This is a genomic window from Chitinophaga sp. SYP-B3965, from assembly GCF_009647655.1.
GTDB lineage: Bacteria > Bacteroidota > Bacteroidia > Chitinophagales > Chitinophagaceae > Chitinophaga.
In genome coordinates, this window is the sequence record NZ_WJFD01000001.1 from 2688718 (window position 1) to 2704018 (window position 15301).

The window sequence follows — 15301 nt, forward strand, 5'->3', positions numbered from 1 at the left end:
ACGCTATTTCTCCTTATTTTCAAATAAATATTAAAATTCCATGATTGCCGTCAGACCGTACATAGTTTATAGGATACATGCAACTCACTTAGATCAGACCCAGATCTTTCAGTTCTTTTTCAAGTATATGAAAACGGCGAACCTTGTCATACTCCTGGGGAATTAATTCATTCATTGAGATGCTGTGGCCAGGAGCATCCAGGTGATCGGCAACGACTATTTTAAAGGAAATTTCATCTCCCGCAGTTAACGGCCGCTTCTCAATCCATTTTAGCAATTCAGTACTATCTCTGATTCCACCACCGGTATCAATGAAAGCCTGGTCCTGACCATATGGCCTGTTATCCGCCTGTATGATAGTAGAAACACCATGTTGCGTGGTTTTATCAAAACCAACTGTACATACTACCTGACCATTCAGCGATATTTCCAGTGCAGTGTTCATCTATGTATTAAATTTGGCCGGATTCAGTTAGTTCCTGTTTGAGCCGCTCATACTCGCGGCGTTTATATTCCAGATCTTTCTCAGTTGGGCGGATCTCCCTGGTAGAGGCAGGCTCATCTGCTATTTTGTTTTCCGATATCTTAATATCCAGGATGTCTCCAATTGCCAGTTGCCTGTTGGGCCAGCTGTGCCGGTAATTCTTCTTACCGGAATACTGAAATGCATCAACCGATAGTGCTACATTATAACCAGAATCCGGATCATTTATTCCACTGACAATAGCGCACAGCATATATTGATCCTCGCTTACACCAGCTGTAGTAAGCTTCTCTCCGTTTAGCCATATTTCAAAAAAGAGTGCCATAGTAGAAATATAGGTTATTTAACCCAATTCCTTCACCCTGAACTTCACAATCTTTGTGATCAACGCTAAAGGCATCGGCTTATCATAAGGAAACTGCAGCGTACCCTTTCCACTTTTATAAGGCGTAAAGTCTTTCGCAAATGCCTCATTGCCAGTAGGCGCACCAAAAAAACCGATGTGCTTCTTAAACGCTGCAAAGTGAATAAGGTTCTTCCCATGCAACATGAAAGTAGGCATATCATACTTGATGGTTTCCTCCACCGCAGGGGCCGTCTTTTTAACGACGGCCCGTATTGCCTCCAGCATATCCTGGATCTCTTTAGGAAATCCTGCGATGTACGCATTCATGTCAATCGCTTTCATTTATAACGATTTAGAAGTCTTCTTCAGGAAAGTAGCTAACTGTTTATAGTTAACCTCCTGTCCTTCAACGATCGAAGCCGTCTTCCTGTCCGGAGCGGACATTGATTTCAAGTATCCCTTGATCTCCTCCAGTTCGGTAGCATTAAAGAACATGAAAGATATTTTATCCTTCGCAGCATGAATAACCGCCGCATAATGCCCGTTCTTCAGGTAATGCGGTTTACCATATTGCAAACGCTCTTCTGCTTCAGGAATGGTTTCTTTTACCATCTTCCTGAGTGCCTCGCAGACCTTGATCTGCCAGGGTTGTAATTTTTTGATGTAGTCTGTTACTTCCTGGTTCATACTACAAACATACCCCGGTATTTCAACAAAGGAATAGGGCAATTGCGACAATTACAGGGGATAAATACGTCAATTTTCAGCAGTATATTTGTTATATGAAGAACACCGCAGAACAATTCATCACTGCAGTAAAGAAACTCAGCTCCCCCGCTGAACAGAAAAAACTCCTGCGTTATTTTAAAACAAATGAAGGAGATGTATTCATAGGTGTTCCCATGGGAAAACTATTCGCCCTCGCAAAAGAACATATAGACATGCCCGTGAGTGAACTGGAAAAGCTATTGGAAAACCCCATCCACGAAGTAAGGGCCGGCGCCCTCAGCATCATGGATAAAGACACCCGCCGCAACAAGATCCCAGAAAGCCGCCGCAAAGAACTATACGATCTCTACATGCGCCGCCACGACAGGATCAATAACTGGGACCTGGTAGACGTTAGCGCCATTTACGTAGTAGGAAGATACCTCCAGGATAAACCCAGAAAGGTCCTCTACAAAATGGCCCGCTCCAAAAACATGTGGGAACGCCGCACCGCCATTGTAGCTACCGCTTACTTCCTCAAAAACGGAGAAAGGGACGACACTTTCGCCATCGCAGAAATACTCGTAAAAGATAAAGAAGACCTCATTCATAAAGCAGCAGGCGGCTGGATCCGCCAGGCCGGAAAAGGAGATAAAGCCGCTTTACTGCAATTCCTGGATAAGTATGCCGCCACCATGCCCCGCACCATGTTACGCTATGCCATTGAACATCTGGATGTTAAGCAGAAGAAACATTATATGGAACTGAAAAAGGTAACATAACGAAGAATTTTGCCTATTTTTCTATTGAAACAACATCCTATGGCAAACTTAAACCTTAAGGCAAAGGAAGCAAATACCTATGATGCGATCGTGATCGGCTCCGGCATTAGTGGAGGATGGGCCGCCAAAGAACTCTGTGAAAAAGGACTGAAAGTGCTGATGCTGGAAAGAGGCAAACCATTAGAGCATATTAAAGATTACACCAACGCCATGAAAGCTCCATGGGAAATCCCCCACCGCGGCAGCCTAACAACCGGACAAAAAAGCACACACCCCTATCTTATCCGCGAACGCGTATACAGCGAATTCAACGAAAGCTATTGGATAAACGACGAAGAAAATCCCTACGCAGAAAAGAAACGTTTCGACTGGACGCGCCCTGACATTGTCGGCGGCCGTTCCATCATGTGGGGCCGCGGATCATTACGCCTCAGTGAAATGGACTTCGAAGCCAATGCAAAAGAAGGCATCGGCATAGACTGGCCCATCCGCTACCGCGATATCGCTCCCTGGTATGATTACGTAGAAACCTTCGCAGGTATCAGCGGACAAGCAGAAGGGCTCCCTCATCTCCCCGACGGCATATTCCAGCCACCGATGGAAATGAACTGTTTCGAAAAAGAAGTAAAGAGCAGGATCGAAGGAAAATTCCCGGGCCGCAAAATGACTATGTACCGCACAGCCAATCTCACCCAACCAATAGGCGACAGAGGCAAATGCCAGTACAGGGATCGTTGCAGCAGAGGTTGTCCTTTCGGCGCATATTTCAGCACACAATCTTCCACTTTACCCGCTGCCGTAAAAACCGGCAACCTCACCCTGCGCCCTGATTCCATCGTGAATTCAATTCTCTATGATGAAAACGCAGGCAAAGCCACGGGTGTAAAAGTGATAGATAAACATACCAAAGAAGAGATCGAATATTACGCAAAGATCATCTTCCTAAACGCATCCACTTTAGGCAGCACTTTCATCATGCTGAATTCCACCTCCAACCGTTTTCCCAAAGGATTGGGCAACGACAGTGAAGTGCTCGGCAAATACCTGATGGATCATCATTTCCATGCAGGCGCCAGTGGTATCTCAGAAGAATTTCAGGATAAATATTATTACGGCGGCCGCCCCGCTGGTTTCTATATCCCCCGCTTTAGGAACATCGGAGAAAGCAAAGAACGTTACCTCCGGGGTTTTGGCTACAGTGGCTATAGCAACAGAACTGGCTGGGCAAGAGGCATTGCAGAATTAGGCATAGGCCAGGCTTACAAAGATTACCTCACAGAACCAGGCCCATGGCAGATGGGTTTAATGGGTTTCGGAGAATGCCTCCCCTACGAAGAGAACCAGGTATACCTAAACCATGGTCAACAAGATGCATGGGGCCAACCTGTATTAGAATTCAACTGCGAGTTCAAAGAAAACGAAAAGCTCATGCGCAAAGACATGGACCAGGATGCAGCCACCATGTTAGAAGCCGCCGGCCTAAAGAACGTAACACCCTTCAACAGAGACTCTTATCCCGGTGGCGCGATCCACGAAATGGGCACCGCCAGAATGGGCTGCGATCCAAAGAATTCCATTCTCAACGAATGGAATCAGATCCACTCCGTACCAAACGTTTTCGTAACAGACGGCGCCTGCATGACATCATCAGCATGCCAGAATCCCTCTCTTACCTACATGGCCTTAACCGCCAGAGCAGCAGATTATGCAGTGAGGGAATTAAAGAGGATGAATTTACAGTAGGCTAAAAGGCCTATTTCTTGCTACGAGGGAAGGGGGTTATTTTTTTATACTAAAGAAATGCCTGCTACCGAGGAAAGAGTTTGTTTTTTACACTAAAGAAATGCCTGCTACCGAGGAAAGAGTTTGTTTTTTACACTAAAGAAATACCTGCTATCGAGGAAAGAGTTTATTTTTCATACTAAAGAACCACCTGCTACTGCGAGAAGGGGTTTATTTTTCATACTAAAGAAACACCTGCTACCGCAAGAAGGGGTTTATTTTTTACACTAAAAAAATGCCTGCTATTTTTTATATTAAAAAGAAAACCCTCTAAAAAAGAATCCCCCCTTAAAAAATAGAAAAACTCTGATCCTTGCTGCCGCAGGCCAATAAAACAACACAATAAAAAACCGGCAGATCAAAAATCCGCCGGTTTCTTTCTTTGCAAACAATGTTCTATCTAATCTATCAACGCCAACTCCTTCAGCTTAGCTACCGCCTCAATCAGCATAGCACCACTCAGCTGCGTAGACAGATCCGTAGTAGTAACAACACTCGTCCATTTGGGGCCATAAATAATGGATGGACGTGAAGTCCCCTGCAACCACAAGGTCTCTCCATTTAGTTTCAGGAAGTTGATAAACTTAGTTTTATCCGTACTGCTTAAATTTCCATCAGTGATCAGTAACAATAGATTCCGCACAAGGATACCTTTGAATAAACCACCATCTCCCCCACCTTCATCCTTCATAATATTCCCCTGTGTAAAATCACCCGTTAAAGCATTATTAGCAGTTTTAATCGCATCATTCAAATAGACAACCTCCCCAGTGATCTTATACAACTCAATCCCCGCACCAATAAAAACACCCTGGTTGTAAGTAAACTTCCAGTCTTTATTGGTACCCGTACCATCCAATCCATCCCAGACAAGCCCCGAAACAGGATCCACAAGATTCGCCTTCTGCCACTGATAACTCTTCTTAGCCCACTCAAGGTCCAAAGGATTCTGAGACACCTGGTACATGCGCGAAGCAATGATACAGGCCGGAGCATTAGCAGGTGTGTTCTTATTTTTACGTTCTTTATTCCAATAGAAACCACCACCCCACATATCATCCCATCCCCCTTTAATATCCGTCCAAAGCAGCTCTGCGGTAGTTTTAAATTTAACATCCCCGGTAGCTTCATATGCACGCAGACAGGATAACGCCATCCATTCCATATCATCATAGAAATGATTGATGTAAGTATTGCCGTTCTTAGCTTTCATACCATCCAGCAATTCATCCATCCGCGTTCTGATCTGCACATCGTTCTTGCGCAGGTAAGCATCCACGAGTACATCCATCACCTGCGCATTCCGCCAGTAATGAAAATCCGCTTTACCCGAATTATTCTCATTGTAATACTTCCCAGGCTGATTGTAGAAGTTAGCCAATAGCGAAGTATAAGAAGAATCAGCGATAGACGCCCATTTGAAAACATAGTTCGGTTTATTGGCACCCGGCCCCGGGCCATCATCCACAGGCTCTTTCAGACAGGAAGTAAAAGACACCGCCAACAAAACACTACACGATATTTTAAAAAATAAACCAGGCATAATGAAATTATTTTACGATTATTTCATGAGTATAATTCTTGTCCGCCTGGAAATATACGTTCACATCACAGTTCTTTGTATCCACAGCAGCTTTGAATTTATAGCAGTAGTTCCATTGGTCATTATTCGTGATCGTTCTTATTTCCCAGAAAGCAGCAGGCGTTGCATCCGTAGGACGGTTGTTATCTGCATTCGAACTACCTATCCATTCCTCACCAGCTACACCAGCAGCATTCTTCACATTGATCCGGAATTTATAACGTTCATCACGGCCCCAGGATTCCTGTTTGAAAGTGATCACTTTATTCTGGAATCCCCAGATGCTGTTGCCAGAATAAGTAAGGTCATACATGATCTTATTATCCGGCGCAAACCAAAGCCCCATACCAGTTATCTCCGTAACCGTTGCCGCAGCATTATTGAAATCAAGGCGAAGGCGGTAGACTTTCGTACCACCTGCTTGTGTGCTTTCGCCGTTCTCTTTCAATAATTCACCTTGCAGGTAGAAGGTATTTGGCGTGCCTGTTTTTCTGTCTACGAATTGATACTTACCATCTTTTAAAGAAGTATAGATCTCAAATACACCAGCGGTAACAGATTTCATCTTCATGGCATTTGCGAGTGTAGCACCCGCTTCTGTGGCAGCCCCTGTAAGGAATACATCCACCGGTATCTCTGCAAAACCATTCGGCCTTTCCACTTCAATGATCCGTGTTTCCTTTGCCAGCTGGATGTTGTATCCTTTGGAAGCGTTGACAGACCATTTCAGCTTACCTGTGCCCAATGCAGCAATACCTGCTTTACCGGCCATGCTGTTCAGGTCTTTATGAGATAGGGTGAGTTTATTTTGTATGCCACCACCATCAGAAGCAATCTTGGCAACAGGGTTCGTAAAATCCCCGCTCTCTTTATCGAATACTACTTCGTATAATACAAGGGAACCATCTTCCGCCCTGGCTTGTTCCCATTCAAAGCTAAGCGCAGCACTGGTAGCAGGTTGCAGTTTGGTGAATTTATTATTGACCGGCGCACTCAGTTTTTCCACCGGTTTGAGATTGATGTTCAATTTATAATCGTCCCTCTTACAAGCTGTAACCAGCAGTAGTAAAGCAATGAGATATCTTTTCATAACTAGTGTTTAAAGATTGATTGATTATTACCATCCTGTGTTCTGGCCAAGGTTTTTATTCTGATCCCGCTCGAAAGTAGGCACCGGCCACAGGTAATGTTTGGGATTTTCGAATTTTCTGTTTTCTACAATGATGTATCCGTTGGGATCTTTATTGAAAGCACCCGAGGTTACTTTAATACCTCTCACCGGTTTATTCAACACAGTCTCTGCAATTTTCAGGCGGCGGATATCAAATGCCCGTATACCTTCAAAGGCAAGCTCTGTTCTTCTCTCCCTCTGCACGATGGTCCGCAGCACCTCTTTGGAAGAACCCACGGGAAATTCTGTGGCACTGGCATCAGTGAATTTGGCACGGATGCGGAGTGCACGGATAGTATTGTTCCATACAGTGGCATCCAGTCCACCGAGTTCATTCACAGCTTCTGCATACATCAGTAATACATCTGCAAACCGGATCAAAGGAAGGTTCAGGGTGGAATTATAGTTAGCTGCTGTTACATCATAATGTTTCTGGAAATAATACCCCGTAGGCGATGCACCCTGATCATCCACGCTGTTAGTGGAAGGATTGGAACCGGGCAGGGTAAGTATGGTCTGTACTTTATTTTCGAAATCCGTGATCGTAGAACCATGATGCAGGATGGTCAGTTCAAAGCGGGGATCTCTGTTCACATAAGGATCATTCTCGTTGAAACCGGAACCGGCTTCTTTGATGCCTTTCCCATTCAACATGATGTAATCATCTACCAGGTCCTGCGTGGGCACCAGTGTACTTCTCAGCAGGGCTACCGTTTGCGGAAGGAAACTCCGCTGTGTACCGAAAGTTCTGCCACCACCATATTGCAGATCGAGGATCACCTCGCTGTTAAATTCACCCGCTACTTTAAACAGGTTGGCATAGTCAGCTACTAAGCTGTAGGTACCATTGGCTGGGGAATTGATCAACAATTCACATTCCTTTTTCACTTCTTCCCATTCTCCGTTATACAACCGTACCCTGGCGCTCAAAGCAATGGCAGCACCTTTGGTGATACGGCCCCTGTCCTTTTCAGCATATTGCACATTGGTTGGAAGGTCTGTACGCAGTTCAGACAACTCTTTCAGGATGAAAGCGATGATCGTAGCTTTTGGCGTACGGGCAATCGTTTTGGATTCATCGATAGAGATGAGGTTCGTAAAGAAAGGTACATCCCCAAACCAGGTGGTCATTTCAAAATAAGAATACGCACGGATGAAACGAGCTTCTGCTATGATGCGTTTTTTCAACGTCTCATCCATAGATGGCACCTTGTCGATACTTAGTATCACCAGGTTGCATTTACGGATACAGGCATAGCGGTAAGACCATTCACTTCTCACTCTGGCATTGGCAGGATCATAACTACCTGCCGCCACCAGGGATACCCCATTGAAGCCCGTACCGGAAACAAATCCGTTATCGCTCAGCGCCTCATTACCGAAATAGTAAAAGTCGTTGGACATGTTTTCGTAACAACTCGTCAACGCATCCAGCGCATCCTGGGCATCACGCCAGTAAGCTTCTTCCGTGAACTCACGCGTGTTAGGCTGCTCCAGTTTCCGGCAGCTGAACAATGCAGTGGTACAACATATTATTAGCAGTAATCTTTTCATAGCATCAGAATTTGATATCTAACCCAAATGCAAACGTGGCTGAATTTGGATAGTTACGGCCGGCAATGGCGTTATAATTGTTAAATCCGAGTTTATCATCATACTGTGTGAACTCAGGGTCTACACCCAGTTCACGGAAACGGCGGGGTGTTAACGTCAGCAGATTCTGGCTGGTGAAGTACACACGCAGGCTTTGCATCTTCACCATATCTGTTACAGACTTAGGCAAAGTATAACCCAGTTGCAGGTTCTTTAACCTTGCATATTTTGTATCAAACATCCAGTAATCAGAATACGCGAAGTTGTTGGCATTAGCAGTGCCGATAGTCAGACGAGGATAAGATGCATCCGGATTGGTAGGCGTCCAGCGATCGATGTGTTGTGTAAAAGCATGGTCTTCATTATTGTGGAACGCTTCCACAATATCTCCGCGAAGGAACTGTGAACGTTTACCCACTCCCTGCCAGAACATGGTGAAATCAAAGTTCTTCCAGGAAACGTTATACGTAAATCCGAATGTATAACGCGGGAAAGGATTACCAAAAACATAGCGGTCATCTGCATTGATCTCGCCATCTTTATTACGGTCAATGTATTTGATATCTCCCGGCATCACCTGTTGGTTATAAGCAAAAGGTACCTTTGGTGCGTTTTTGATATCATCCAGGTTTTGGTACAGCCCGTCTGATTTATAACCGAAGTAAGAAGCGATCGGGAAACCTTCTCTGATGATAAAAGTATAGTCAGATCCGCGGATAGATTCCGGGCCGTAAGTGATCACCTTATTTAAGTTATCAGCAAGATTGGCACTCACCGTATGACTGAACTGGCCTGTTTTTGCACGATAAGAAACCGCTAACTCCCAGCCCTTGTTCTGCACCTTACCTACATTCTGCAAAGAGGAACCGATACCAGCAGTACCCGGCACTTCCTGTGTTAAATAGATGCCTGTTGTTTGTTTATCGTAGTAGTCGAAAGAAACAGAAAGTTTATTATTAAACAGGTCCACATCCACACCATAATTGCTCATGGTGGAAATTTCCCATTCCAGCAGATCATTGTATGCTGAAAAGTCCGCACCGGGATTGGCTGTGTTGTTGAACGGATATTTATTCGGATTGAGGATCACCCTGGCGAGGTAATTAAATCCACCGATATTGGAGTTACCCACCTGCCCCCAGGAATAACGCAATTTCACATTCCCGAAACGGTTCCTCACTTCTTCCATGAATGCTTCTTCTGTTAAACGCCATCCGAGAGAAAATGCCGGGAAGAACTGCCAGCGATGGCCCGGCGCCAGTTTAGAAGAACCATCATAACGCCAGGTGAACTCTGCCAGGTATTTATCCATGTAAGCGTAGTTCAGCCTGCCGAAGAGCGAGTTCAATGCAAAGATCTCCGGATTGGTGATCCCGTTATATTCACCGATAGTAGCATAATCCAGTGTACCATCCGGCTTGGGGATATAACCGCCACCAATGGTCCAGTCGTCATCCAGATTGGTACCACCATATCTTCTGGACATAAAACCATAATTCTGATTAATAGCATCGCTTCTTGCGCCTACCTGCCCTTTCACATAATGTTTACCAAAGGTGTTTTCATACTCAGCTGTGGCATATACATTCGTGGTGAGGTCTTTATACTCAGATACTTCCTGCCTGTTGTAAGGAGGAGGATTTGCAGTAGTATAATAAGGTGCATAAGAATATTTATTCTGGCGGTTCACGAAATTATTAATGGTATAACTACCGGAAGCATTCAGGTTGATCCTGAAATGATCTACCGGCATAATGGTCACATTCAATCCACCTAACAGGTTATCCCTCTCATTCCTGTTATATCCCTGATTTGCCAGTTGAGCAATCACGTTATTACTGTTCAACGCAGGCACTACATAATTCCCCAGGGAATCCTTCACCGGGTAGATCCGTGGCGTACGCATGGCATCCCGCATCAGGAAACCGATATCCGCCTGTTGTTTGTTGAAGTATGATTTACTGTAAGCCATGTTCATATCCACCCTCACATACTTGCTTACATCCACAGAAACATTGGCGCGTACATTATAACGTTTGTAGAAAAGATCGGCATCAGAAGGCAGGTATTTGTTTTGCAACATATTCCCCTGGTTCACATATCCGATAGAAAGCAGGTAACTCGTGTTCTTACTTCCTCCGGTAAGGCTCAGGCTATGATTCTGCTGTGGCGTAAATTTGCGCAACATCTCCTTCAGGTAGGCAGGCTCTGAACCACGGTCCTTCCAGTATTGGATCTGGCTGGGTGTGTATTGTGGTGTTTTACCGGAGTTCACCAACGCTTCATTTTTCAGCGTCATGTATTCCCATCCTTCTACCTGTTCAGGTAAAGCAGTAGGGATCTGCCAGCCGTACATACCACTGTATTGCACCACTGGTTTATCATCCTTTTTTCCTCTCTTAGTAGTAACATAGATCACACCATTCGCAGCCTGGGAACCATAGATAGCAGAGGAAGCCGCATCTTTCAATACAGAGATACTTTCCACATCGTTAGGGTTCAGGTTCTGCAAACCATCATTGCCGGTTTGTACACCATCGATGATGATCAGGGGTCCGTTGCCGGTGAGACTTCCCACCCCACGAATATTCAGCGTGAGTGCTGCGCCCGGTTCTGCTGTTGCCTGTTGCAGGATGAGATTAGGAGCCGTTCCCTGTAAAGCCTGGAACATATTGGCCACCGGCCTGCTTTCCAGGTCTTTGGAAGAGATCGTACTGATAGCAGCCGTTACCTGTTTCTTCCTTTGAGAACCATACGCCGTGATCACCACTTCGCCTAATTCTTTCGAATCCGTATTCATTACTACCGTTATAGAAGTTCGCCCGTTAATGGCGATAGTGGCAGTAGTAAATCCTACAGAAGTAAATAACAGCGTACCGTTAGCTTCCTTTGCCGGGATCTGTAACGTAAAATTACCCTGTTCATTGGTAACAGTTCCCACATTGGGAACATTTTGCAGGCGAACGTTTACTCCAGGGATGCCTTCACCGTTATCACTTACTACACGACCATTAATGGTCACGTTCTCCTGCTGTGAAAATACGGCGGCGAATACGTTTCCCTGTTTCAGTATGATCTTGTTACTGATCAGCTCAAAGCGGATATCCAATGGAGAAAAGATCATCTCCAGTATCTCTTCCAGCTTTTTATCTTTTACATTGAGAGAGATCTTTTGCGAAACGCTGATCTCATCATTGGAGTATACAAACACATAAGGTGTTTGCTGCTCGATCTTCTCCAGCACCTCCGTTAGCTTCTGGTTCTTCACCTGTAAGCTGATGCGGTTTTCCAGTGGTTTTTTTGGGTCCTTTGCCTGTTGTTCCACCGAGCCGGATCTCCTGTTGGCAGCATATAAGTTCTGCGCTTTCAGGTCCAGCATGCTGAATAGGGTGATACAACCTATCAGCGGCAGTAACAACGAACGGAAAGGCGCCATCAATTGTAGCGATCTTTCTTTCATAACGTTAATGAATTTTTTCTTTGTTCTATTCACTGATCAGCAGGGTGCTGTCAGTAATGGTATATCTGAAAGATTTTGATTTAGTTAGGTAATACAGGATCTCCTGTAAGTTGTTGTTCTGAAATGATCCGGTAAGCCGGTACTGACGTGGTTTATCCGATTGAAACGCTATCTTTTTGCCGAAACTCCTTTCCAGTTCCAGGCAGATGTCTTCCAAAGAAACATCCTTGAAAACAAGCCGCCCTTCCGTCCAGGCTTTATCATCTTCACCTGACGTGGTTTCTTTTACAATGTTATGTGTAGTGGGTTTGTAGGTCACCTTTTCATCCGGTGTGATGTAAAAAGTATCAGGAACACTATTTTGGTTGTCGTATTTAGGAATGAAAGCTACTTTGCCTGTGGTTACCGAAGTTTGTACCGGTTCATTATCATAAGCGCGCACATTAAAGGAAGTACCCAGTACTTTTACCATGCCATTGTTGAGATGTACAATGAATGGACGGTCAGGATTGCCAGTCACTTTAAAGAAAGCCTCTCCGTTCAGGTATACTTCCCTGCTGTGTTTGCCAAATACTTCCGGGTAAGAAATGCGGCTGTCTGCATTCAGCCAGATCTTGCTGCCGTCTCCCAGTTCAATAACAGCCCGCGTGCCTTTTCCATTCTGGCGGTTGAGCCATTGTGCCGTGTCTTTCAATACTGCCAGCTTCACTTCCGGTATACTGGCCGGCCAAAAGAAAGCAACGGAAATAACCAGGCCCGTTACAACAGCGGCCGCAGCCCCTATCCATTTCCAGCGATTACTTTTAACTTCCTGCTGCAAACTGATCTTTCCCAGCGTACGCTGCAATGCCTGTTCTGTATCTGTGGCAGATTGATAAGATGACTCTGTAAAATATTGTTGTAATAAGATATAACGCGCTTTCAGGTCCTCATGCTGTTGCAATAAGTCTTCCAGCTCCTGCAATTCTGCTGCCGTGGCTTGCCCTGCCAGTTTCCTGGCAGCCAGTGAGATGAATTGTTCTTCGTTTATCATATAAACATAAGGACAGCCTTAAACGAAAAACTACTTACAAGCCCTAAAAAAATAATTAAGGGCGGTTTCTTTTTAGTGGGGAGATACGGAGACAGGGCTTCATTTAAACGCCGCACTGCACGGAACAGCTGGGTTTCCACCGTTCTGGAAGAGATGTTGAGGATCACAGCCACATCCTTGTATTTGAAACCTTCTTCTTTAATAAGCTTAAACACTTTGCGGCATTGGTCCGGGAGTTTGTTCACTTCATGATCCAGCTTCAGGCGCATCTCCTTCCATTCCATTTCCTTTTCAGGATCTGCCGGGCCGCTGAGTTGAGAAAGACCGGTATCGATGGGTGTAATGCGCAGAGAGGAATATTGCTGCAGGTAATTGAGTGCGTGATTTTTAACCGCCACAAAAAGATATACTTCCAGGTTGGAGATACTCATCAGCTCCTTCCGCCGGTTCCAGATCTTCACAAAAACATCAGACACGATTTCTTCTGCAGCTTCCCGGGAATAAACATACTGCATGCAGAATCGGAGGAGACGGTCATACAACAGCCTGAACAAGCCGGAAAAGGCCTGTTCATTACCGTAACGTGCAATTTGTTGTTGCAACTCCTTGATATTAGCGTTGCTGTCTTTCATATTTCACCTTATAAGACAGTGAACCGGGGTAAAAATACTTACAAGCCAGAGAAATAATTTTCACTAATTTACTAATACCCTTCAAAATCCACTCCCATGACACAGCCCGAAGAACTCCGTAAAGATACATCCCTCTTATGGTCTACCGGCAAAGGTACCGATGTGTGGGACATGTTCTGTGCTGCTAAAGCTGGCGACATCCCCACCATGAAAACCCTGCTGGAAAAGGACCCAACCCTCTACCGCAGTGAATTTGATTACCGCAATCCCATGTCTTTTGCCGTAAGGGAAAACCAGCCGGAAGCCGTAGCCTTCCTCCTGGAACAGGGCGCCAGCCCCATCAGTTCCGGTACCAACGACACTTTATTACAGATAGCCCGGGACCGTGGCCATGAGGAAATAAAACACCTGCTGGAAACAGCCATAGGCGGTAAAAAAGGAACAGCAGGTGGCACCATCATGGCCGAAGCCATCCGCAGCAGGGATCTCCAAAAAGTACGCGAATTACTCGATGCCTCCCCTGAATATGTATCCGGCCTGGATGAAAACACCAACCAACCCATCCACTGGGCTGTGATGACACGCCAGCCGGAGATGATAGACGAAGTACTTTCCCGCGGAGCAGATATCAATGCAGAACGGGCAGACGGCGCCAGGCCTTTACAACTCTGCAATGGCGATTATGGCTTCCGCGGCTGGCGGGACGTTCCCAAAGAAGGAAACCCCACTCCGCGTGAAATATACGATCACCTGATAAAAAGCGGCGCCTACCTGGATATTTATATGGCCGCAGTTACCGGAAACCTCGAAAGAGTAAAGGAACTACTCGATGAAGATCCCACCCTCGTTAACGGCATCGCTAAATATGTAAGTTATTATGCCGGCGGCGGTTCCCTGATAAAAAATGCAGCCATCGGCGGCAATATTGAGATCATGCGTTTACTCCTGGAAAGAGGCGCCGATCCTAATTTGCCGGAAGAAGGTATTGCTCCTCAGGGCCATGCATTACACAGCGCAGCCCTCAGCGGAAATATGGAAATGGTAAAACTCTTACTGGATCATGGCGCACATCCCAATGTACCCATTGAAAGTTCCGCAGATACCCTCAGTGCCATGATCAATAGTAACAACCAACCGATGATCAACCTGCTCTGTTCCCACGGTGCTTCCAGGTCAGTTGATCTGCTGGCGTATTACGGAGATATACAAACCGCCGCTGCCGTATTTGCTGCTAATCCCGCACTGGCCAATAATCCCCGTGCCATGGAAAATGCTTTAATAGAAGGCCACGAAGACCTTGCCCATTTAATGTTACGCTACCATCCGGAGTTAACCAAACACATTGCAGCAGGCGTAACCAGCAAAGGCCCGCAGGGTGCCATAAAGTCCAGGGAAATGACGGAATACCTGTTTCAACAAGGCATGGACCCTAATCATGCCAACTGGCTGCACATCACGCCGCTGCATCGTTTTGCACAAAGAGGAGATCAGGAAAGTGCAGACATCTACCTGCAACATGGCGCAGATATCAATGCCATCGATGAAGAATTCTATTCCACACCATTGGGTTATGCTGCTAAATATGGCAAAAAAGAAATGGTAGAATTCCTGCTGTCCAAAGGTGCAAACCCTGATCTGCCCAAAGAACATCCCTGGGCACAACCATTGCAATGGGCAAAGCGCAGAGGACACACAGAAATTGTTAACTTGCTGGAATAATCCTATTGC

General features: G+C 45.5%; 13 protein-coding genes. 3 read left to right on the plus strand and 10 right to left on the minus strand.

From position 1 onward, the window contains the following. Positions 1-88: 88 nt before the first annotated feature. The 4 genes from GFS24_RS10510 to GFS24_RS10525 are packed head-to-tail and all read right to left on the minus strand — an operon-like array spanning position 89 to position 1517. Entirely contained in the window at positions 89-445 is a 357-nt protein-coding gene (locus GFS24_RS10510; RefSeq protein WP_153659515.1) for a hypothetical protein, read from the minus strand. 7 nt (positions 446-452) lie between these two features. Beyond that, positions 453-809, minus strand: coding sequence for a hypothetical protein (locus GFS24_RS10515; RefSeq protein WP_153659516.1), 357 nt, complete (start codon positions 807-809; stop codon positions 453-455). 18 nt (positions 810-827) lie between these two features. Continuing rightward, the gene (locus tag GFS24_RS10520) at positions 828-1172 is read right to left on the minus strand and encodes an iron chaperone (RefSeq protein ID WP_153659517.1); all 345 of its coding nucleotides are present in this window, start codon (positions 1170-1172) and stop codon (positions 828-830) included. After that, positions 1173-1517, minus strand: a complete 345-nt coding sequence (locus tag GFS24_RS10525) for a DUF1801 domain-containing protein (protein WP_153659518.1) — start codon at positions 1515-1517, stop codon at positions 1173-1175. Between the two features lie 95 nt (positions 1518-1612). On the opposite strand from GFS24_RS10525, the gene GFS24_RS10530 reads away from it, so the two are divergent. Together GFS24_RS10530 and GFS24_RS10535 are read left to right on the plus strand one after the other, a co-directional pair. Further along, positions 1613-2320, plus strand: a complete 708-nt coding sequence (locus tag GFS24_RS10530) for a DNA alkylation repair protein (RefSeq protein ID WP_153659519.1) — start codon at positions 1613-1615, stop codon at positions 2318-2320. Positions 2321-2359: 39 nt separating this feature from the next. After that, a complete protein-coding gene (locus GFS24_RS10535) occupies positions 2360-4063 on the plus strand; it encodes a GMC oxidoreductase (RefSeq protein WP_153659520.1) in 1704 nt (567 codons plus the stop codon). A 439-nt stretch (positions 4064-4502) separates the two neighbouring features. On the opposite strand, the gene GFS24_RS10540 is transcribed toward GFS24_RS10535, so the two are convergent. Genes GFS24_RS10540 through GFS24_RS10565 form a run of 6 tightly spaced genes read right to left on the minus strand, consistent with a single transcriptional unit; the run spans position 4503 to position 13573 of the window. After that, the gene (locus GFS24_RS10540) at positions 4503-5645 is read right to left on the minus strand and encodes a glycoside hydrolase family 76 protein (RefSeq protein ID WP_153659521.1); all 1143 of its coding nucleotides are present in this window, start codon (positions 5643-5645) and stop codon (positions 4503-4505) included. Positions 5646-5652: 7 nt separating this feature from the next. Next, complete coding sequence (locus tag GFS24_RS10545) at positions 5653-6774, minus strand: SusE domain-containing protein (protein WP_153659522.1); 1122 nt, start codon at positions 6772-6774, stop codon at positions 5653-5655. 27 nt (positions 6775-6801) lie between these two features. Next, entirely contained in the window at positions 6802-8409 is a 1608-nt protein-coding gene (locus GFS24_RS10550; RefSeq protein WP_153659523.1) for a RagB/SusD family nutrient uptake outer membrane protein, read from the minus strand. A gap of 4 nt (positions 8410-8413) precedes the next feature. After that, complete coding sequence (locus tag GFS24_RS10555) at positions 8414-11908, minus strand: TonB-dependent receptor (RefSeq protein ID WP_153659524.1); 3495 nt, start codon at positions 11906-11908, stop codon at positions 8414-8416. A gap of 25 nt (positions 11909-11933) precedes the next feature. Then, positions 11934-12941 carry a FecR family protein gene (locus GFS24_RS10560; RefSeq protein ID WP_153659525.1) on the minus strand — a complete coding sequence of 336 codons (1008 nt, stop codon included), beginning with the start codon at positions 12939-12941 and terminating at the stop codon, positions 11934-11936. Continuing rightward, positions 12938-13573, minus strand: a complete 636-nt coding sequence (locus GFS24_RS10565) for an RNA polymerase sigma-70 factor (RefSeq protein ID WP_153659526.1) — start codon at positions 13571-13573, stop codon at positions 12938-12940. Before GFS24_RS10565 ends, GFS24_RS10560 begins: the two co-directional genes overlap by 4 nt. A 96-nt stretch (positions 13574-13669) precedes the next feature. Between GFS24_RS10565 and GFS24_RS10570 the strand changes: the two genes are divergently transcribed. Next, on the plus strand, positions 13670-15292 hold the full coding sequence (locus GFS24_RS10570) for an ankyrin repeat domain-containing protein (protein WP_153659527.1): 1623 nt from the start codon (positions 13670-13672) through the stop codon (positions 15290-15292). The last annotated feature ends 9 nt before the right edge of the window (positions 15293-15301 follow it).